Below are 19985 nucleotides of genomic sequence, written 5' to 3'. Positions count from 1 at the left end.
CTCATGGCCAGCGGCACGCGCGCAGCGGCTACCGTCGAGGGATGCGCCAGGCCGGCGCAGACAGGGACGAGTTCGGTCGAGGGCCGCGGGGCCGTGCGCGAGATGGAGCTCAGCTCGTCTTTTATCCTCTGCCCGTGTCGTACGGCGGTGAGGGTTGGTTCCAGACGTCATCACACCCGCCGATGATCTGACGGAGTTCGCGGGCAGTTCGAGGCGACATGGCCTGCGTCACGGCGTCGAGGAGAGCACGCGCTTCAAGGGGATTGCCGCAGCAGTACCAGTGCACGTTGCCCCACTCGTAGTCGTGCCACAGCTCGCGCTCAGGACGTCGGACGTAGTCCTTCCACAAGCGCGCGGCTGCGCTGACGTCGCCTGGCTGCAGATAATTCCGGGTGCGCTCGAGACGGTAGATCTCTGACAGTGCACGCGAGGACAGGCCGTCGATGACGGGGTTTGCGTCTGGTGTTGTGAGCGTTCACGTTTTTCCCCATCTCGGGTGGTTTGAGCGTCATGTAATTCCTCATCCCGACTTCTCCTAATTGGCCATGGGTACGACGGAGTTCGGGATCGAGGGACCTGGTCATCGCGGAGGCGCGTGGGCGGCCCTGGGCCTGTGGTTCGGAAGGCCGATGGTCAGCCCGGATGGCAAGGAGAACGTTCGTCGTGGTCGACATCACCGAGATCTACGTCCACTGGTACGCGGGCCGCTCGAAGAGCGAGCTGGCCGCGTCGCTGGGGGTGGACCGCAAGACGATCAGGAAGTACCTGGAGCCGGCGGAGGCATCCGGGATCACGCCGGGCGGGCCGCCGATGCGGGAGGCCGACTGGGCCAAGCTGATCAAGGGCTGGTTCCCCGAGCTCGGCGACCGGCGGCTGCGGCAGATCACCTGGCCCGACATCGACCAGCACCGCGACTACATCAAGAACCTGCTGGGGACAGTGACCGTCTCCACGATCCACCAGCGGCTGCGAGACGAGCACAAGCTGGACGTGTCGATCTCCTCGTTCCGCCGTTGGGTGCACGCCACGCTCCCCGATGAGACGGCAAGGTCCCAGGTCACGGTCTTGCGCGATGACGTCGAGCCGGGCTCGGAGGCTCAGATCGACTACGGCCATCTGGGCCAGTGGACCAATCCGAAGACCGGCAAGCGGCACCGGATCTGGGCCTTCGTGATGGTGCTGCCGTGCTCGCGGCACATGTTCGTCCGCCCGGTCCTCTACCTCCACCAGCACGCCTGGACCGAAGCCCACGTCGCCGCCTTCCGCTACTTCGGGGGCGTCCCGCGCCGGCTGGTGCCGGACAACCTGCGGACCGGCGTCGACAAGCCCGATCTCTACGACCCGAAGATCAACAAGGCATATGCCGAGCTCGCCACCCACTACGGCGCCTTGGTGGATCCGGCCCGCGCCGCCCGGCCCAAGGACAAGCCGCGGGTCGAACGCCCGATGCCCTACATCCGGGACTCGTTCTGGCGGGGGCGGGAGTTCACCTCGATCGAGCACATGCAGGCCGAGGCTGTGACCTGGAGCCAGAAGGTGGCCGGCCGACGGCAGTGCCGTCCGTTGCAGGGAGCCGCCCCGATGGCGGTGTTCGAGGCCGTCGAGGCCGAGACCCTGCTGCCGCTGCCGCCCACTCCGTTCGTGCTGGCCCGCTGGTCGACGGCGGTGGTCGGGCCGGACATCCACATCAAGGTCGGCCGTACCCTCTACTCGGTGCCCTGGAAACTGATCGGCCGCCGGGTCGACGTCCGCTCGACCGCCACGATGGTGCAGGTCTTCCTCGACGGCGACCTGGTCAAGACCCACGTGGCCCTTGACCAGGGAAAACGAACCGACAGGACCGACTACCCGCCGGAGAAGATCGCCTTCCAGATGCGCACGCCGATCTGGTGCCGCACCCAGGCATCAGAGGTCGGGGACGCCTGCCGGACCGTGGTCGACCAGCTGCTGGAGGTCAACGCGCTCTACCGGCTCCGCGCCGCCCAAGGGATCCTCGGGCTGAAGAAGAAGTACGGCGACGCGAGGCTGGAGGCCGCCTGCGCGAGGGCCATCACGGCCGGCGATCCGTCCTACCGCACCATCAAGGGCATCCTGATCGCCGGCACCGAGACCGATCCGGAGCCCGAATCGAGCGGGGACGCGGGAGCCGCGGCCTTCCTCCACGGGCCCCAGCGGCTGTTCGCCTCCGTCGCCCCGTTCGAGACGGCGGATGAACTCCACGACGACCAGGTCCACGGCGAAGCTGAGGGAAGCATCTGATGAGCGTGATGGACTCTGCCCTGCGTGAGTCGCTGAAGTCGCTGCGGCTCTCGGGGATGCTGGAAACCCTCGATGCCCGCCTGGCCCAGGCCCACGGCGGCGAGCTCGGGCACCTGGACTTCCTGCAGGTCCTCTGCCAGGACGAGATCACCCGCCGCGAGACCGTCGCCTTCCAACGACGCCTGAGTCGGGCGAAGTTCGAGCAGCAGGTCACCCTGGAGGAGTTCGACTTCACTGCCTCCTCGAAGCTTCCCGCCGCCCAGATCCGCGACCTCGGAGCCCTGCGCTGGCTCCACTCGGGCGAGTCGGTCATCCTCTTCGGCCCGGTCGGAGTCGGAAAGACACACGTCGCCCAGGCCCTCGGTCACCTCGCCGTCCGCCAGGGCGCCCACGTCCGGTTCGCCAAGACCAGCCGGATCCTCGCGGACCTCGCCGGCGGCCACGCGGACCGCACCTGGGACAAGCGGATCCGTGAACTGGTACGGCCCGACGTGCTCATCCTCGACGACTTCGCCATGCGCCAGCTCGGCGCGTCCCAGGCCGATGATCTCTATGAACTGGTCAGCGAACGGCAGGGCCGGTCCCTGATCATCACCAGCAATCGGGCGCCCAGCGACTGGTATCCGCTCTTCCCGAACCCGGTCGTCGCCGAGTCGCTGCTGGATCGGCTGATCAACACCAGCCACCAGGTCATCATGAACGGCCCCAGCTACCGGCCGAACAAGCGTCCCAAGAACCCCACCGACAAGCCCGACAAGCCCCCGGTCCGCTAACGCCCAGCCCAGTCCACGTTCCATTCCCGGGGCAGGTCCTCGTCGCAGAAGACGCAGACGAAGTCCTCCTCCCGAACGATGTTCAGCTGGCTGCAGGCGGGACAGCGCCGGAACACGACCTCGTGGGTGAAGCCGGGAGGGTGTTCGATCCCGGCTGCGTCCAGAGCCTTCGCGACGGCCGGCCACGAGCTGATGTCCGGGCAGTATCCGGTCGACTGGTTACTCACCCCGGCGACCACCCACTGCCCGGACTCTTCGCGGAAGCTCATCTCCCCGGCACCCAGAACAGGGCCACCGCCGGCACACACCACGTGCTCGCTCCGGCGCGGCGCGAGCCGCAGCACACCCGCTGAGTCGATGACAAAAGTGAAAGGCTCGGCTAGCTCCACCGCCGCCAGAGACGAAGCCCAGTCATTGAAGTCCGCCACCGAGTGGATGCTTCGGCCCTCAGCCTCTGGCCGGACAAGGGCCCGCAGATCAGGCGGTCCCACATACCGATAGCTCCACCCCAGCAAGTTCACGCTGGCCAACCTAACGCCCGTCCGAGGCCAGGGCCTGGGGAATTACGTGAACTTACCCCTGGGGAATAACGAGAACGTTCACAGGTGTCCGGTGGTGGCGAGCGATGCCGGCCCGGATGTGTCCTGGCCGTCTACGCGGCATGGACCTTTCGGTTCGTCGTCATGTCGAACATGGTGCCATGACTGCGAACGACACCACGAACGGGTTCGCGCTGAAAGCTCCCCAAGGACCAGTTTTGGGTTCGGTGAGGCCGTTGTGTCCGTGGTGCGTGAGATACGCGGATGGGGCAGTCTGACCGGCGCGGGGCGGCAGCGCCGGGGGACGGTACGTATGCAGGCGGCCGAGTTGCTCGGGTAGGGCATCAAGCAGTTGGAGGTGGCACGGCGCCTGCGGGTGAGTCCGAAGTCGGCCTATCAATGGCATCAGTTGTGGCGGGACGGTGGTATTGAGGCTCTGGCCTCCCGTGGCCCAGGCGGATCGCGGTGCCGTCTGTCGCCGCGCTGTCTGGAGAAACTGGCGGCATATCCTGAACAAGGACTGGCCGCGCACGGCTGGGTGGAAGGCCAGGTGTGGACCGCCGCGAGGGTGGCCACCTTGATCGGCAGGAAGTTTTCACGTCTCCTACAGCGTCTCCGGCGCGACGAGGCTGATGCACCGGCTCGGCTAGTAGGTGTTTTTGAACCCGAAACTCACTATCTGACGGCGACGTCAGGTCCTCTGGTGACAGAGTCGGTGCATACACATCATGGGACGCATGCGGATCATCGAGGTGGTGCGACGACGTTGGGCATGGCCGACCAGCACTCCGCCGACCGTGCAGCCTTCAGGGCGCCAGCGTTTCACCGCCCAGGATGTCGTCGGCAGGTGTCCGACAGTGAGACCGTCTGCGGCTCGTGTGGAACACCTCGGATCGACGACTGACCTGCTCTCCTTCAGGCCCACCGATATGCTCGCGCTATGCGAGGACAGAGGCCAATGGCCAAGACTGCTCGATGGCTGATGATTTGGGTCGTGTTCACCATCGTGATGCGCTTCGTCACCGGCCTCGCAGGCATTTACCAGGGCTGGCTGAACACTGCGGTGACGTCCGCGTCGATCGTGGCCGTCTGGTTCCTGGGCTCGCGGTTTCGGTCCCGCAGGGAGCACGACGGCAGGTGTACACGGCAGCTTCACTGATCGAGATTGCCGGGCCCCAACACGTAGCGGCTGCGGCGCGACAGCTCATGGATTCAGGATCTGCTCTCGTCGCCTTCTTGCCGATACGGCCCGGGACACCTTCGCGAGTGGACACGTGCGCTCCTGCGTCACGACGAGCTCCGGAGTGCTTTCCGTCAGGCTGCGCGGGAGGCACTCGGCTACATCGACAGCCCTGCAGCCTCCGCTCCGGATAGACGCTCACCGGCAGCTTGACGAGTGCCGGTCTCGGCCTGGAGAGCTTTTGGATCGCCTTTCCCCGCTCCCTACTGTCCCGAGGTCAGCGTGGACGAGATAGACCGCAGCCCAGGCGACCCGCAGTTCGGGCTCCTCGATTCGCGGCGAACAGCCCTCCAGACGGGGAAACAAGCAGCTCAAGCGGGCCTTCTTCCTCTCCGCGTTCGCCGCTCTGAGCGACTCGGCATCGCGGGCCTACTACGACAAGAAGATCGCCCAGGGCAAGCACCACACCCAGGCCCTGCTCTGCCTCGCCCGACGGCGGGCCGACGTCCTCTTCGCGATGCTCCGTGACGGCACCTTCTACGAATCTCAGCTTGCTCGGACGGTCGTTCCGCAGACCTAGACCATGGTCAGGAGGTGATCCGTGGGCCCGTAATCGATCTTCCAGTCGGCATAGACCCCTGCGGCGCCGTCCTTCTGGCACCGAAGCCCAACGGTCACCCAGCGGACCGACCCGTCGCCGGTGAGCGAGAACGCGACTGCCGTCTCAAACTCCTCGCCCCCGCACGGACAGCCCGCCTCGCCAGGATCCGCGTCCTCCCAGAACCCCTCGCTATCCGCGATGAACGCTCGGCCACCGCAACCAACGCACACTCGCTCGGCTCCGCCCTCGACATCGTCAACGAGCACACTGAAAACGCGCCCGCCACACCCGCCGCAGACAGAAGGAACGATCTTCACCGGACGGCCGTCGGCAGCGTTCCGGACAAACACCGCGAGCTCCGCAGAGACACCCTCGCCAACCTGATCACCAGCATGCACAGGCACATCGTTCCAGACGCCCGGACCAGCACCCATCCACCTTGACCAAAGACATAGGGGCACCCCCCACGCCAGCGGGACCAGGAAGAAGGCGATGACCACTCCGCGTAACCTCATTGCGGCACCCTAGTGCCGTGACCGTTTCTCGGGCCGCCGCACCGTCGGCGGCCCGGCGCGTAATACGGTGAGCGCGCCTCGATCCCCGGCAGCGTCCTCCCCATGCCCCTCGCCGACATGACGCTCGCCGCCAAGACCGACGCACTCACAGACCTCCTCGGACCGCTCCTTGCGGACTACGTCCACGTCGCCGGGATCGTCGTCTCGAACGCCGCCCGCCGGCGCCTGCCCCTCCCCGCGGACGAGGACGCGCTCCGGCCGGCCGCGCAGGGGTTCCTCCGAGGACTCCCCCCTCGCCCGGGTCCGCGAGACCATCGTGATCCCGCGCAGGATCCTTCTGCCCGAACAGACGAGCGTGATCGCCAGAATGTGCCACACCGAAGCTGCCTCGCTCGACTGGGCACTGGCGCAACTCCGCATTCCCGGAGGGGTGATGTCGCTGCTCGCCGACTCCTCGACACCACGCCGCACACCCCCGCTGTGGACACCATGATGGTCGGGACCCTCACCCTCGCGGTGGGGCCCCCAGCAGCAGCCACCGCCCGGTTGAACCACCGCAGTTCAGCGCCGCATGTGGACTCAGCAGGCGACCAGTGGCGTGCGCTGTGGCTGACTAGTGCCAGGTGATGGTGTCCGACTCATACAGTGCTCGGAGAGACAAGCAGGGGGGATTGTGAGCGAGCACTACACGGCAGCTTGTGATCGGCGTCAACACGTGCGGCCCATGATGCGCCGAGGGTCTGCTCAGTGTCCGCCCCGGTTCTCGACGCAGGGCCCGGACGGGTCGGGTTCGGCATAAGCGCCGTACACCTCGGTCGTCACGCCCTTCGGCGTGATCTCGGCGGAAACGCAGGCCTTGCCGTTGTGGAAGGAGAACCAGACCCGCTCGTACTGGGGCCACCCGGAGCTGATCGCGAGCCCGTTGTCGTCGCCGCATCCCCACTTGGCCATAAAGGCTCGCACGTCCTTCTCGGCGAACTGCTTGTTCTTTCGCATCGTCTCCAGAGCGGGATGGAGCAGACGCACGCTGGCCTCCCCGGCAGCCCGGTTCTCGGGGGCGAGTCCCCCGGACATGCGGTACGCGTGGTTCTCGTCGTAGTGCGGATTCTCCGGGAGTGCGCTGCTGCCCGGAGCCGTCGTCGCGGCCTCCGACGATGACGACGAGGGCACGCGGTCAGCGGCTCCCTTGGCGCATTCGGGCCTTCGTGTGAGTGATGGCGAGGGCGTGGCGGTGGCTGACGCCAGCGCGTTGTCGTCCGCGGAGGGTTCGGCCTGCACTCCGCAGGCCGTCATGAGTGCGGCCGAGGCGAACACGGCGATGGACAACATGCGGCGATTCGACATGCCCTGATCATCACCCCCGCTCATGGTGGCGTGCCTGAGTACCCCTACTCAACGAAGCGTGCAACCAGGCAGAACGGTTACACGCCGCAGCCGTAGCCGGTGTCGTAACGGTCTACGCGTTGCCGCCGTCGATCAGGAACGCGCATCGGGCGAAGTATCCAGTAGCTCGTCGGGCCGAGTGCCATCGCTTCTCATGAACATCGAACACGCCGTGGATTCCGTGCCTCCCGACGAACTGAACAACGGCTGTCGAAACCAGTAAACAGAACCACGTACTCAGCTGGCGCGGGACACCATGCTGCTCCGGGCTGCTTCCAGTACGGAGAGCCAGGAGGTGACGTTCGGCTTGCGCCGCAGGAGGGCTCTGCGCTCGCGCTCGGTCATGCCGCCCCACACACCGAACTCGATACGTTCGTCCAGGGCCTCGGCCAGGCACTCGGTGCGCACCGGGCACCTCGCGCAAACCGCCTTGGCCTGCTTCTGGCGTGGACTGTCCGCGAACAGGTCGTCCGCGTCGGAGCTGCCGCAGGCGGAGTTCTCTCGCCAGTCGGCCTTCGTACTCGTCATGGCTTCGCCTCTCCCCCGCGACCGTTCAACCATAGTGCGCTGATGAAGGTGCCATCCCAGCTCACCCCCGGGCCGTCGTCGTGCGCACTGTGCGCGAAACATGCCTTGGAGTCCGACTACGGCCGATGGAAATCGAGTCGTGAGTTTCGTACTTCGGCTGGCGTCGACGCCGGAGTCATGGTGCGAAGTCTTCAGCGGCGTCACGGTTGGCGGGCAGAGTGTCGCGCAGGGCGGGTTCACGCGTGGCGGTAGCCGCGCTCGGGGTCACGGACGTGCTCGGGGTCAAAGGGCGTAAACCAGTCCAGCGGGGCAAGGTTGACAATGCCCATCGACTGGTGGAGATCGTTCAGCAGCGGCACGTGGACCCAGACTGGGTCCACGTCCAGTCACTACGGCTCCGACGGCGACAGCCCCGACTGGACCCAGGAGACCAGCTCGACGATCAGCCGCGATGTCCAGGACATCGGCGGGGATCTGGGCGCCGTCACCAGCGCCACGGGCGGCACCGTCTTGCAGCTGACGGACATCCACGGCGACGTCACCGTGGAGCTTCCCCTGGACACCAGCCAGGCCCCGACGGCACTCGCCTTCGATGAGTACGGCAACCCGGAGGGCGACACCACCGCCACCCGTTACGGCTGGCTCGGCAGCAAGGAGCGGTCCAGCGAGACGGTCACCGGCGCCACCCTCATGGGAGTGCGCCTCTACGACCCGACCACCGGGCGCTTCCTGTCCATCGACCCCGTGCCCGGCGGCTCGGCCAACGCCTACGAGTACTGCGGCGGCGACCCGATCAACCGCTACGACCTCGACGGCAGGTTCTGGGGATTCCACCTCAGCATCGGCGCGAAACTGGCCTGGCACTACGGAAGCCGCGCCTACGGCGGCTACCTGAGGTGGAGAAACCGGCAGCAGGCACGCATCGTCGGAGTCGGCCTCGCATACATCGGGCACAAGTATCTCGGCTACCGATGCCGGTACCGCTATGGTATGCGCGTCTGCACCGGGGGCTTCGGTCTTCACGACCGTGGCGGAACCACGTACTTCACCAGTAGCAACCGCTACACGTCCCGAGCCCGCATACGCCACGAACGCAAACATAAGCTGCAGTGGATGCGCTACGGATGGCGATTCGGCTACATGTACCTCAGAGCAGGAAGCAACCCATGCCACAACCGTTGGGAACGCCGCGCCGGATGGAGGGACGGGGGATACCACTGCTGAACCAATCCCGGCAACGACCCGTCTGGCCCTTCGTGCTGCTGGGGTCGCTACTCGGCCTGGCAGTCCTCGCCGCTGTCGGCACATGGGTGTACGGCGTCTACAGCATGTCCGACCCGGCGACGTCTCTCGTGGTCGGCATGCGAATCGACGGATCCCGCATCTCGGTCAAGATGCCCACCTGCCCCACGGACAAGGTGGGAACGGTCGAGGTGTACGACAGCGACTCCGAAAAGCTGCTCTGGCAGGCAAGCGGCCCGAAGACCCAGGAGGGAAAGCGAGGTGCGGTCACCTTGTGGAAGGCGGACGATTTCCTGAAGGCGGAGCCAGGAACACACCCCAAGACCTTGCCGGCGAATCTCGACGTCTCCGTTACGTTCGCCGGAGTCGACGACGGCACCGGGGATGTGTTCAACGTCCGCAAGGTCAAGGCAGCGCATGTCCCCGATGGGCAGTACTGGACCCGCGACGGTTCCAGAACCGCCTCACAGATCGACGCCCAATTCAAATGCCACGCCAGCAGTTGAGAACCAGGAGGAACAACTTCTACCGGGCAAGTGGGCAACTCTGACCCGCTCGAACCAAGAGGGTGCCGCACTACGCGGCGCCCTCTCCCGTTTTCAGATGACGGAAGCCCCACCGCCTCTACATGGATCTCGCCCTGCAGGACTGGTTGTAGGGGTGCTCGTCGGAAACCGACGGGTTCCGTGAAACTGCGAGCACCAGCAGCCGTCCGAACCCGAGGGCCGGCGCGGCTGCACTGGTCCGGCCGATCACCTGGTGACCAGGTGTATGGCGTTCGTGCCAGGACAGCGAAAGGTAGCGGTGGGGTAAGCGCTGCGGAGTATGGACCGCCACTTCGTGTCGACTGACCACGGGATGGCAGATACCGGAAACAGCTCTCGAGAGGAGACGTCCCAGCACGCCCCGCTCCTCTCCTGATGCGTCGGCGGAACCGATAGCCTCGCGGCGCCGCGGCCATGAGGCCCCGGCGTCACATCCCCGGGCTGGCCGAGGCACTCTTTGACCTCTCGGCGTACCCCGCTTCCCGCAGAGGAGAAACGCCGTGCCCCGATGGGTCATCCTTCGATCTAATGGCGAGTCAGAAGCATTCCGCTACAACGCCCCTTACCGCGAACTCGAAGGGACCGAAGCCGAAGCCTTGAGCGCGATGCTGCGCATCGTCGACACCTACGCGCAGGCTAGATCTGAGTCAGGGCGCCGACGCCAGAGAAGGCAGGTCACTCGCGTCACCGACCGCAGCTACATTTTGGAGGTCCACAATCGGATGTCATCTGAGCACGCCCAGTTCACCCTCGCCGAGGTCATAGCCGACACTCACGACGACAGCCTCCCCGACACTGTGAGCGGTGAGGTCGCCCCTCTGTAATCAACGCACAGGCCGAAGGAGCCGGCTTGGAGACGGGCACACAACTCCGCGCCGAGCTTCGTCTGTGTGACGTCGCGCTCGACCTTTGCTCGTGCCGCGCGGTGCTGGTCGCGCCCACACCCTGAGACCGTCGGGGCTCTCAGGTTTCCTGGGTCCGCCACTGATGGAAAAAGGTCAAGCCCGGTCCGGCACCGAGATGAAGCGGGACACCGGTGAGCAGGGTGCCGACGTCGATGCCCTGCCCGGGCCGCAGGACGCTGAAGCCCTGCCGCGTGTAGTAGGGCCCCAGGGGGCGCGTCGTGTCGAAAGACCGCCGTTGGGCATGATCGCGCGCTTCAGGGGCGCGTCGGTCTGCATACCGACGATCAGCTCCCGCTCACGGTCGATGTATCCGGGCGCGTGCGAGGTGATCGTCGAAGGGGTTGCGGTGTCGACGTCCAGGATTCCCCTGCGCCGCTCGTCCGGGAAGAGGGCGCTGACTGTGCCCCACACGGACGGGTGCGGTCTGTCCGGCCGACCAGGAAGGATGCGTCGCCCTCGTACGGCGTGTAGTTGGCCTGAATGAAGTCGCGTCGACGCGCTCACACCATCGCGTGCCGGAGAAGCCACGCCATGCGTCGAGTGCCCGCGTCCCGGCTGTCACAGTCGCTGTCATCGCCGGTGGTCTCCTCTGCTCCGCACTGGGATGTCTCCCTTTCGATACTCGCGCGGCGTGAACGCCGCAGGGAGGGCCGGGAAGTGCCTGTGTCCGCGCCCTTCGGCCTCAGGCAGGGGCCGTTCGGCCCCGAGGTCGCACGCGCTTACGCGACGGGCAGGTCCGGTCGGACGAGGGTGCCCGACCTGCCGTGGACGATCTCGTACGCCGCGTCCAGGGCCCCGATCGCGGCTAGCCCCCCCGTGCGCTCGACGAAGCGGGCGGCTGCCTCCGCCTTGGGTCCCATGGATCCGTCAGCGAAGCCACCCCGGCGCAGTTCGGCGGGCGTGGCGCCGAGGAGGGGCCGCTGCCCGGGGGTGCGATAGCCGGCGTAGACGCAGGGCACGTCGGTGAGGATGAGCAGGAAGTCGGCCTTCAGGTCCTCGGCGAGCAGCGCCGCGGTGAGGTCCTTGTCGACCACGGCTTCCGCGCCGGTCAGCGCGCCGGTGTCGTGGTCGGCGGTGACGGGGACGCCTCCGCCGCCGGCGCAGATGACGAGGGTGCCGCTGCCCAGGAGTTCGTGGACGGTCTGGGTCTCGATGATCCGTTCAGGTGCCGGTGAGGGGACGACGCGGCGCCAGCCGGTGGTGTCGGCGGCGACGTGCCAGCCACGTTTGCGGGCGAGCGACGTCGCGATGTCGTAGGGGTACACCTGGCCGACGAACTTCGTGGGGTGCTCGAAGGCCGGGTCGTCGGCCCGGACCAGGGTGTGGGTGACCAGTGCGGCGATCCGACGCCTGGGGAGGGCGTCGTGCAGGGTGCGGGCCAGCATGGAACCGATCATGCCCTGGGTCTGGGCACCCAGCAGGTCCAGCGGATAGGGGGTGTTCAGGACGGGGTCGGCTGCGCTCTCGACGGCGAGCAGGCCGATCTGTGGCCCGTTGCCGTGCGTGATGACGATCTGGTGCTCGTGGGCGACGGCGGCGATCGCGGTGGTGACCCGGTCGATGTTGGCGGCCTGGACGGCCGCGTCGGGGCTTTCGCCCCGGTGCAGCAGGGCGTTGCCGCCGAGGGCGATGACGATGCGCATGGCTCAGCTCTCCACAGTGGCGACGAGCACGGCCTTGATGGTGTGCAGTCGGTTCTCCGCCTGGTCGAATACCACGGAGGCAGGCGAGGAGGGGATATCGCGGCGTTGCCGGCCCACGCGGTGGTCCAGTACGACCAGGCGCTGAGGAAACGGCGAACTCGCCGAAGGCCGCACGAGCGTAGACATACGGGCCGCCGCTCGCCGGGACGCGCTTGGACAGCGAGCCGAGCTCACCGCCGGCGCGTGCGTGACGGCGCCGAACACCACGGCGAGATGGTGCCGTAGGGCACCAAGGCCGAAGGGGAGCGCGAAGCCCCCGGTACCGATGATGCCGCCCATCACGAGTGCGGTCGCCGAGGGAAGTCCGAGCGACGCGTTGGGGGCGTCCTTCTCTGTAATTCTTGGCGTACGGGGCATAGTTGTGCTCCTCGCGCGGACCACTGGGGACAGGCTGCGAACGACGCGATCCGCGTACGATCCTGCTCGGCGGACGCCATCGCAGTCAGTGGCCACGTGTCCCCCGCCGGGGCCATTGGTCCCGTTCGGCAGGTCCCGAACGGCTCCGTGATCCCCCCGAATGGCCCGGGGGCGAAGCACGGAGCCGTTCGCGTGCCGAAGCGATGATCAGGACGAGGACAGCCCCAGCCCGTAGACGGAGCGCCCCCCTGCCAGCTGACGACCGGTCACCAGCTCGGGCTCGACCCGGATGAAAACCTCCTCGGGCGAGGCCCCCCAGGAGCGCGGGCCGGTACGGGTGAGCCGGCCATGCTCGACTGGATCGGTCACCATCGCGGCGCGTCCGGTGACCACGACGCTCCAACCGGAATGGGATGCCGCATCCACCTCGTCCGCTTCGAAAGCGATCACCACACCGTCGATCGCGGCGGCCAGTTCCGAGTCGGCCGAAGTCCGCATCACCACCGCGGAATCGGCGTCCAAGTTGAAGTTGATCGGCTGAACGGCGGGCAGGGCATGGCGTGTGTGGACGACGCGGCCTATCGGGACCCGCGACAACAGACGCAGGCACTCCTCGCGGTCGAGTTCACGGAAGCCGTCGTTGGGATTCATCGCGGGGTCCAACTCTCGGGGGGCGCGGTGGCTTGCGTTGCCGCATGTGGAACGGCGGGCCGCGGGGCCCACCGGTCCCCGCCGGATGACGGAGCGGCGGCCGCCGGTACCAACAGTCAGGGCACGTCGATCCGGCGCCCGGTGACGGAAGCCGGATCGACGCACACCCACAGGGATCGTTCGCCACCGGCCCACGGAGCGCTGTACGCGAGCTCCTCCAGACGTCGCACGCCTTCCACGTCCGTCACGGCCCGGGCACGGCCGCGCACGAGGACACTCCAGCCCTGGCTGAGCGCTTCGTCGATGTGATCGACCTCGAACGCCACGTCGCTGTCGACCACTTCGGCGGGCGCCGAGCCGGGCGCCGTCCGGAAGGCGATCGCATCGTCGACGACTGTGTAGTTGAGGGGGACGACGAGCGGCCCGTCGGCAGTGTCCGTCGCGAGTCTTCCGACCCCGTGTGTCGACAGCCGTGCCCGGCACTCTTCGGCGCTCAGTTCCATCAGCTCGGAGTGGCGGGCGGCCTTGCCGATCCCTGGTGGCAGGTCGGCATCGCCGCCGCGCAGGGCCGCCACGCTGGTCTCGAGGACGTCGGCGAGACGGATGAGTACGCTTTTGCCTGGCATGGCGATGCACTGTTCCTCCAGGTACCTGATGTATCCGGGAGCAGTACCCGCCCGGGAGGCGGTCTCTTCCTGGCTCAGGCCGAGTTCCTCGCGCCGTCGGGCGATACGGCGCCCGATGTCGCCCGACGCGTTGTCCGCGGTGGCGGACGACGCGTTCGTCGATGTCTGTTCCGACATGTCCGTTCACTTCCTCGTCTCAGGACGTCTTGACCGTCAGGGCGTCGTGCTGCGGCCCGCCGAGGACGACCTTGAGCGCGCCGGTGTCCGCGGCCCGTGAGAAGACGTCATAGGCCTCCTCCATGGCCGCCAGCGGGAAGGTGTGCGTGACCAGGGACGACGTGGGCAGGTGTCCAGCGGCCATCATGCGCAGCAGGGTGGGCGTGGAGTACGTGTCCACCAGTCCGGTGGTGATCGTCACGTTCTTGGTCCACAGGTCTTCGAGATGCAATGTCGCGGGCTTGCCGTGCACGCCGACGTTGGCCACGTGCCCACCGGGCCGCACCATGCGTGTGCATGTCTCGAAACTCGCCGGCACCCCCACCGCCTCGATGACGACATCCGCCCCCAGCCCTTGCGTGAGGTCGGCGACCAGTTGCTCCGCCTCCTCCCCCGCCGCGGCCACGGCGTCGGCGCCGAGGTGCTTGGCGGCGTCCAGCCGTGCTGGGGCCAGGTCCACTGCAATGATCATCTCGGGGGTGAAGAGGCGTGCCGTGGTGATAGCAGCGAGCCCGATGGGTCCCGCCCCCACCACGACCACGGTGTCCGCGGGATGCACCCGCCCGTTCAGCACGCCCACCTCGTAAGCGGTGGGGAAGATGTCGGCCAGCAGCACAGCGTCCCTGCTGTCCATCGCGCCGGGCAGCGGATGGGTGGACAGGTCCGCGTGCGGTACGCGGACGTATTCGGCCTGCGTGCCGTTGATCAGGCGGCCGAGGACCCAGCCGCCGTCCGCGCGGCATTGTCCGTACATTCCCTCCCGGCAGAAGCGGCAGCGGCCGCACGCGGTGATGCACGACACCAGGACCCGGTCGCCGGGGCGGACCGTGCTGACGTCGGTACCCACCTCGACGATCTCTCCGACAGCCTCGTGTCCGAGCACCGTGCCGGGGCGGACCTCCGGTACGTCACCCTTGAGGATGTGCAGGTCGGTCCCGCAGATGGTGACGGCGTCGACGCGGACGATCGCATCGGTGGCATCCTGGATCGCGGGATCCGCGACGTCCTCCCACGCGGACTTCCCGGAACCATGGAACACAAGTGCTTTCATGACGACCCCTTCTCTGGGCCTGGCGGACGCCGGTCGTGGAGGAGGACGGCATGCAGCTTCACCGTTGCCTGCGACCACCGTTGCCCTTGCCCGCCGTGTCGGCTCCGACAAGGGTGGAAAGCCCTTCGGCGATCGCCCCACGCGTGGATTGAACTTGTATGTCCAGCCTGAGCGCGACAGCTGCTGTCCGCTTGGGCCGGTCGGTCCCCATCAGGGGACCGGGCGGGCTGTTCGGGTCGACCGAGGGTCTCGCGTACGTGGACGGTGGCGCCGCACTTCTCGTACGAGGGCGGAACGGCCCACCGCCTGAACTCGGTGGGGCCCGGACGGCCCGCGATACCGCCTGGACGGCCCCTGCCCGCCGTGCAGTCCCCGCCGCCACCGTCCTGTCTGTCACGAGACAACGAGGAGGTGCGGTCGGATGCGCGGGACCAAGCGTGTGAGGCAACTGCTGTGGCGGTGGCGGAGCAATCCTCTGCGACGACACGACGACGTCGTCGGGGCCTGGATCGTGCTGGCCCTCTGGACGGTCATCGCGACCGGCGGCACCCTGATCGGCGTGCTGACGGCCCACCCCGCCGACGAGTCCTTCGCGCAGCTTCGCCGCGAGCGGCACTCGGTCCAGGCCGTTCTCGTCGAGAGCGCGGCTCCGACCGTGAATACGGGGGCGGGCACGCCCTACGACCAGATCCGGGCCACCGTCCGCTTGACGGCGAAGGACGGCTCAACGCGAACTGGCCGGGCCTTGCTGGATCCCGGGCAACAGGCCGGATCGAAGGTTGTCGTCTGGCTGAACGACAGGGAGTGGCTCACCACCGAACCGACGTCCGCCTCAACGGCCGCTGTGGAGGCGGACGTGTTCGGAGCCGCAGCCGCACTTGCCTTCGCCGGCCTGGCTTTCGCCGCCGGACGCGTCGTCCAATGGCGGTTCGATCAGCGGGTCTACGAAGGCGACACCTGTCCCGGAGTCCGGACCGAGGTTTCCGAAGACCATCACCTGAATGTTGACAGCGGTGCCCAGGTCGTCGGGGATGTGTTCGCGGTGGCGGTACAGGCGGGCTCGTTCGCTGTTCCAGGAGCGGAAGACCGCATGGACCGCCCGGTGCAGTTGCTCGCCCGGGTCCTGCGGGAACTCCTCGCCCGTCGCGTCCCGGATCATCCTTTTGAAGTCCTCGACGAGCCCGGCGGGGTCGCCGGTGGTCCCGCGCTGGTCGAACAGTGCTGGATCGATATCGAGGACCGTGCGGCCGTACATCTGCAGGAGGCGGCAGTAGGAGTCCCGTGCGAACTGCTCACAGCCTGTGGCCTTGGCGAGCCCGAGGACAGATTCGTCACTGAGGCCGACGTCGAGGATCGTCTCCATCATGCCGGGCATGGAGAACTTGCTGCCCGAACGCACGGACAGCAACAGCGGGTTGTCCCGCCCACCGAGTTCACGACCGGCGCCACGTTCCAACTCGCCAATTGCTGCAGCGACCTGAGCGGCCACCGCCGGCTCCTTGCCCGTGGCCAGGTATTCCCGGCAGGCGTCGGTGTGACGGTGAAGCCGGGCGGTACCGGCAGCCCCAGCCGAGTCATCTTCGCGAGGTTGGCTCCCTTGCCCCCGAGCAGGTCCGCCATGTCACGGCCGCCCTCGGCACATCCGTACACGTACCGGGTCATCTCTCTCATCCTCCAGGACTGCTCAGACGTGCGGGCCGACGGCGACGGGACTGGGGGCGTGATGCAGCACAGCGTGCGCGACGGATCCGATGTGGGTGCCGAACCTGGCTTCCCGCATCCGCCGTCCCACGACCACGAGACCCGCGTCGGCCGAGGCCCGGATCAGCAAACCGGCAGCCCGCCCTTTCGCGACGGTCTCGGTCACGGCAACCTCAGGGAACTTCTCGCACCAGGGACGCAGTGTCCCGACCACGGAGCGCTCCTGTTCAGCGAGCAGTTGCGGGCCGTCAACGGGAGTGAGCCGGTCGGCCGCGGCGTAGGCGGACGGGCCGCCGAAAGCATGGATCACGCGGAGCGGGGCTGCACGGCGCCGGGCAGCGTCGAAGGCGAACTCGATCTGCTCGTCGCACGGCTGCCCGGTGTCGAGGCCCAGCACGACATCGCGGTACGGGGTCTCGGGTATCTCCTCCTGGGATATCCCGTCCATCGCGCACAAGTGCTCGTCGGTGCCGCTCCGTCCCGCCCACACCAGCACCACGGTGCGCATCGACCTGGCGACCACCCGCTGTGACACCGATCCGGTCAGGAACCCGGCTGCTCCGCTGATCCCACGGGAGCCGAGAGCTATCAGGTCGGTCTGCCTGGCCGCGGCCAGAAGAGCCGTGACCGGCGTGTCCTCCAGCAAGTCGTCGATGATCAGCAGGTCGCTGTGGCCGGCGCGTACCGTGTCCGACACCCGTGACGGCGTCTCCTCGGCGCAGGCCCTCTGCGGCATGTCCGCCGGCACGGACGCGGTAGGGCGCGGCCGCCACTTCCAGGCGTGCACAAGACGCAGCGCCGTGCCTCGGCGTACAGCCTCCCGGGCCGCCCAGTGAGCGGCAGCCAGGCTTTCGGGAGAACCGTCCGTCGATCCCCGCGGCGACGTGTCGAAGCATGCTCCGCACCTCCAGCGTGCATGCCCGTGTCTTTCCTCTTCTCCCGACGAGCCACGTCTCAGGGTCGACATGGGTGCAGAGGCCGTGCAGACCCTTCCGAGGGGCCCTTCGGCCCAAGTGCTGTCGGCCCTTCCACGCCCGGAACGGCGGCTCTTCGTACACAGTGAGAGGAAGTGTCTGACGCATGTCCAGGCCCGGTGCCGTGCGGCCAGGCCTCGGGGCCGGTCGGCCCATGGTGCATGCGGGGCTTCACAGAGAAATTGGAGATAGCAGTATCGCGCTCCAGGAAGAGGCCAGGATCATGAACGCTTCCCCCACTTCCAGCATGCTGCGCGCGTTGCCGGCCGAGTGCGCCGAGCGGCTCATGGAGATCGCCCGGGAAGTGTCCTTCCCTCAGGGAACCCGCCTGTTCGAGGAGGGACATCGCGCGGACCGGTTCTGGATCATCCGTAGCGGCACGGTGGCCCTCGACATGCGAGTGCCCGGCCGCCGGGCGGCCGTCATCGAGACTCTTGGACACAACGAACTCGTGGGCTGGTCCTGGTTGTTCGCACCGCACAACTGGCACATGGGCGCCGAGGCGACGAGCCCGGTGCGCGCCTACGAGTTCAATGCCGACGTGGTAAGGGCCATGTGTCAGGCCGATCCGGCCCTGGGCATGGCAGTGGGCCAGTGGGTGGGAGACACCGTCGGACGCCGTCTGCGCTCGGCCAGGAAACGGCTGCTGGACCTGTACGCCCCATACGGCAGCGGAGTTGATCGCTGACCACATCGGAATCCACCGAGGAGTCACCGTGCACGGTAGCCCGCACATCGTCAGCGACGTGATGACCCACACGGTCGCTTCCATCGGCCGCAGGGCCAACTTCAAGGAGATCGTCGAACTGATGGAGCAGTGGAACGTCAGCGCTCTGCCCGTCCTGGAAGGCGAGGGCCGGGTGATCGGCGTGGTTTCCGAAGCTGATCTCCTTCCCAAGGAGGAGTTCCGCGACCGCGATCCGGACCGATTCACGCAGCTGCAGCGGCTCTCCGATCTCGCCAAGGCCGGCGCCGTGACTGCGGAGGAGCTCATGACGGCCCCGGCCGTCACCGTCCGGGCGAACGCGACCCTCGCGCAAGCCGCCCGGATCATGGCGCACGCCAAGGTCAAGCGGCTGCCCGTCGTCGACGACGTGGGCCTGCTGAAAGGCGTCGTCAGTCGCGGCGATCTCCTCAAGGTATTCCTGCGCGACGACGAGGAGATCGCCGAGGAGGTCCGCCGCGAAGTGGTGTCGTACCTGTTCCGTGCGCCGTTGTCACCGGTGCGGGTGAACGTCCACGACGGGATCGTCACGCTCGCCGGGCGTGTCCGGGACACCTCGTTGGTACCTGTGGCCGCACGCCTGGTGCGGGCCGTCGAAGGTGTGGTGGACGTCGAGTTCGAGCTCAGGGGACCGGCCGGGCAGCTGGAGCGGTGAGCGCCGGTCGATTCCAAGACCGCGCTCACATGGGGCCGGTCGGCTCTAGTGCGTTCGGCTCCGGAGCGTGACGATCGTCCTTCAAACCCACGCGTGGTCCGCAGTCCACCGCTGAAACCGAACAAGGGGTCGTCATGGCCGAGGCGCGTGCCTTCACGGAAGAGAACCCGATCCGGGTCTTTCTGCTGGACGACCACGAGGTCGTACGCCGCGGCCTGACCGATCTGCTGGACACCGAGCCGGACATCTCGGTGGTCGGCGACGCGGGCAGCGTCGAACAGGCGCTGGTGCGCGGCCCGGCGCTGCGCCCGCACGTGGCCGTGCTCGACGTACGCCTGCCGGACGGCGACGGGATCGGCGTCTGCCGCGAGCTGCGCAGTCAGATGCCGGATCTGGCCTGTCTGATGCTGACGTCCTTCGACGACGAGGAGGCGCTGCTCGACGCGATCATGGCCGGGGCCGCGGGCTATGTGCTCAAGCAGATCAAGGGCTCCGACCTGGTCTCGGCGGTGCGCACGGTCGCCTCGGGCCAGTCGATGCTGGATCCGACCACGACCGCCCGGCTGATGCGGTCGCTGCGCGCCGACCCGGCCGGGGAGCCGGCCCTCGCTCCCGAGCTCGCCGGCCTCTCGCCCCGCGAGCGCGACATCCTCGCGCTCATCGGGGACGGGCTCACCAACCGGGAGATCGGCAAGAAGCTGTACCTGTCCGAGAAGACGGTGAAGAACCACATCTCCCGGCTGCTGGCCAAACTCGGTGTCCAGCGGCGTGTGCAGGCGGCGGTCCTGGCCAGCCACCTGGAGAACCCAGACACCGCCGAGCGCAAGACTCGCTGACCCCGGCGAGTTTCCTGTCGC

The 19985-nt window shown here is 67.6% G+C and carries 19 protein-coding genes and 4 pseudogenes; 12 read left to right on the top strand and 11 right to left on the bottom strand.

Annotated elements, in window-relative coordinates:
* Window positions 1–663 precede the first annotated feature (663 nt).
* Window positions 664–2259, top strand: coding sequence for an IS21 family transposase (istA, locus tag HEP85_RS37915; protein ID WP_168531940.1), 1596 nt, complete (start codon window positions 664–666; stop codon window positions 2257–2259).
* Window positions 2259–3032 (top strand): IS21-like element helper ATPase IstB, encoded by a 774-nt coding sequence (gene istB / locus HEP85_RS37910; RefSeq protein ID WP_168531939.1) that lies wholly within the window; start codon window positions 2259–2261, stop codon window positions 3030–3032. The genes istA and istB overlap by 1 nt, the downstream gene beginning before the upstream one ends.
* Here istB and HEP85_RS37905 read toward each other — a convergent pair.
* Window positions 3029–3553, bottom strand: coding sequence for a hypothetical protein (locus HEP85_RS37905; protein ID WP_168531938.1), 525 nt, complete (start codon window positions 3551–3553; stop codon window positions 3029–3031). The genes istB and HEP85_RS37905 overlap by 4 nt on opposite strands.
* A 376-nt stretch (window positions 3554–3929) precedes the next feature.
* Here HEP85_RS37905 and HEP85_RS37900 point away from each other — a divergent pair, with 376 nt between their 5' ends.
* The 3 genes and pseudogenes from HEP85_RS37900 to HEP85_RS37890 form a co-directional block, all read left to right on the top strand.
* Window positions 3930–4475 (top strand): hypothetical protein, encoded by a 546-nt coding sequence (locus HEP85_RS37900; RefSeq protein WP_348772467.1) that lies wholly within the window; start codon window positions 3930–3932, stop codon window positions 4473–4475.
* A 90-nt stretch (window positions 4476–4565) separates the two neighbouring features.
* On the top strand, window positions 4566–4730 hold the full coding sequence (locus tag HEP85_RS37895; RefSeq protein ID WP_168531937.1) for a hypothetical protein: 165 nt from the start codon (window positions 4566–4568) through the stop codon (window positions 4728–4730).
* 331 nt (window positions 4731–5061) lie between these two features.
* Window positions 5062–5331, top strand: a pseudogene (locus HEP85_RS37890) (transposase); the annotation flags it as partial.
* On the opposite strand, the gene HEP85_RS37885 reads toward HEP85_RS37890, so the two are convergent.
* On the bottom strand, window positions 5328–5852 hold the full coding sequence (locus HEP85_RS37885) for a hypothetical protein (RefSeq protein WP_248002261.1): 525 nt from the start codon (window positions 5850–5852) through the stop codon (window positions 5328–5330). The pseudogene HEP85_RS37890 and the gene HEP85_RS37885 sit on opposite strands and share 4 nt — an antisense overlap.
* 370 nt (window positions 5853–6222) lie before the next feature.
* Between HEP85_RS37885 and HEP85_RS37880 the strand changes: the two genes are divergently transcribed.
* Window positions 6223–6360: a hypothetical protein gene (locus tag HEP85_RS37880; RefSeq protein ID WP_369658023.1), complete on the top strand. Its 138-nt coding sequence runs from the start codon at window positions 6223–6225 to the stop codon at window positions 6358–6360.
* 251 nt (window positions 6361–6611) lie between these two features.
* Here HEP85_RS37880 and HEP85_RS37875 read toward each other — a convergent pair whose 3' ends face one another.
* Both HEP85_RS37875 and HEP85_RS37870 read right to left on the bottom strand, forming a co-directional pair.
* The gene (locus HEP85_RS37875) at window positions 6612–7196 is read right to left on the bottom strand and encodes a hypothetical protein (protein ID WP_369658022.1); all 585 of its coding nucleotides are present in this window, start codon (window positions 7194–7196) and stop codon (window positions 6612–6614) included.
* 291 nt (window positions 7197–7487) lie between these two features.
* Window positions 7488–7778, bottom strand: coding sequence for a WhiB family transcriptional regulator (locus HEP85_RS37870; protein WP_168531935.1), 291 nt, complete (start codon window positions 7776–7778; stop codon window positions 7488–7490).
* 351 nt (window positions 7779–8129) lie between these two features.
* On the opposite strand from HEP85_RS37870, the pseudogene HEP85_RS37865 reads away from it, so the two are divergent.
* From HEP85_RS37865 to HEP85_RS37855, 3 genes and pseudogenes are all read left to right on the top strand, one after another.
* Window positions 8130–8603, top strand: a pseudogene (locus tag HEP85_RS37865) (RHS repeat-associated core domain-containing protein); the annotation flags it as partial.
* A 341-nt stretch (window positions 8604–8944) separates the two neighbouring features.
* Window positions 8945–9526, top strand: coding sequence for a hypothetical protein (locus HEP85_RS37860; RefSeq protein WP_329295388.1), 582 nt, complete (start codon window positions 8945–8947; stop codon window positions 9524–9526).
* A 539-nt stretch (window positions 9527–10065) separates the two neighbouring features.
* Window positions 10066–10389, top strand: coding sequence for a hypothetical protein (locus tag HEP85_RS37855; RefSeq protein WP_168531932.1), 324 nt, complete (start codon window positions 10066–10068; stop codon window positions 10387–10389).
* 306 nt (window positions 10390–10695) lie between these two features.
* On the opposite strand, the pseudogene HEP85_RS37850 reads toward HEP85_RS37855, so the two are convergent.
* From HEP85_RS37850 to HEP85_RS37820, 7 genes and pseudogenes are all read right to left on the bottom strand, one after another.
* Window positions 10696–11044 (bottom strand): annotated as a pseudogene (locus HEP85_RS37850) (pyruvate formate lyase family protein); the annotation flags it as partial.
* A 145-nt stretch (window positions 11045–11189) separates the two neighbouring features.
* Window positions 11190–12113 carry a carbamate kinase gene (locus HEP85_RS37845; protein WP_168531931.1) on the bottom strand — a complete coding sequence of 308 codons (924 nt, stop codon included), beginning with the start codon at window positions 12111–12113 and terminating at the stop codon, window positions 11190–11192.
* Between the two features lie 624 nt (window positions 12114–12737).
* Window positions 12738–13181 (bottom strand): pyridoxamine 5'-phosphate oxidase family protein, encoded by a 444-nt coding sequence (locus HEP85_RS37840; protein ID WP_168531930.1) that lies wholly within the window; start codon window positions 13179–13181, stop codon window positions 12738–12740.
* Window positions 13182–13297: 116 nt separating this feature from the next.
* Entirely contained in the window at window positions 13298–13984 is a 687-nt protein-coding gene (locus HEP85_RS37835) for a pyridoxamine 5'-phosphate oxidase family protein (RefSeq protein WP_168531929.1), read from the bottom strand.
* Window positions 13985–14003: 19 nt separating this feature from the next.
* On the bottom strand, window positions 14004–15074 hold the full coding sequence (locus HEP85_RS37830) for a zinc-dependent alcohol dehydrogenase family protein (protein WP_168531928.1): 1071 nt from the start codon (window positions 15072–15074) through the stop codon (window positions 14004–14006).
* A gap of 946 nt (window positions 15075–16020) precedes the next feature.
* Window positions 16021–16736 (bottom strand): annotated as a pseudogene (locus tag HEP85_RS37825) (PEP/pyruvate-binding domain-containing protein); the annotation flags it as partial.
* A gap of 22 nt (window positions 16737–16758) precedes the next feature.
* Complete coding sequence (locus HEP85_RS37820) at window positions 16759–17742, bottom strand: universal stress protein (RefSeq protein ID WP_168531927.1); 984 nt, start codon at window positions 17740–17742, stop codon at window positions 16759–16761.
* 230 nt (window positions 17743–17972) lie between these two features.
* On the opposite strand from HEP85_RS37820, the gene HEP85_RS37815 reads away from it, so the two are divergent.
* The 3 genes from HEP85_RS37815 (at window position 17973) to HEP85_RS37805 (ending at window position 19964) form a co-directional block, all read left to right on the top strand.
* Window positions 17973–18437: a Crp/Fnr family transcriptional regulator gene (locus HEP85_RS37815; protein ID WP_168531926.1), complete on the top strand. Its 465-nt coding sequence runs from the start codon at window positions 17973–17975 to the stop codon at window positions 18435–18437.
* 28 nt (window positions 18438–18465) lie between these two features.
* The gene (locus tag HEP85_RS37810) at window positions 18466–19128 is read left to right on the top strand and encodes a CBS domain-containing protein (protein ID WP_168531925.1); all 663 of its coding nucleotides are present in this window, start codon (window positions 18466–18468) and stop codon (window positions 19126–19128) included.
* A gap of 134 nt (window positions 19129–19262) precedes the next feature.
* On the top strand, window positions 19263–19964 hold the full coding sequence (locus HEP85_RS37805) for a response regulator transcription factor (protein ID WP_168531924.1): 702 nt from the start codon (window positions 19263–19265) through the stop codon (window positions 19962–19964).
* Window positions 19965–19985: the final 21 nt, after the last annotated feature.

It is taken from the genome of Streptomyces sp. RPA4-2, from assembly GCF_012273515.2.
In the GTDB taxonomy this organism is placed as follows: domain Bacteria; phylum Actinomycetota; class Actinomycetes; order Streptomycetales; family Streptomycetaceae; genus Streptomyces; species Streptomyces kaempferi.
Note: the sequence above shows the minus strand (reverse complement) of the source record. Positions and strands in the feature narration are given on the sequence as shown.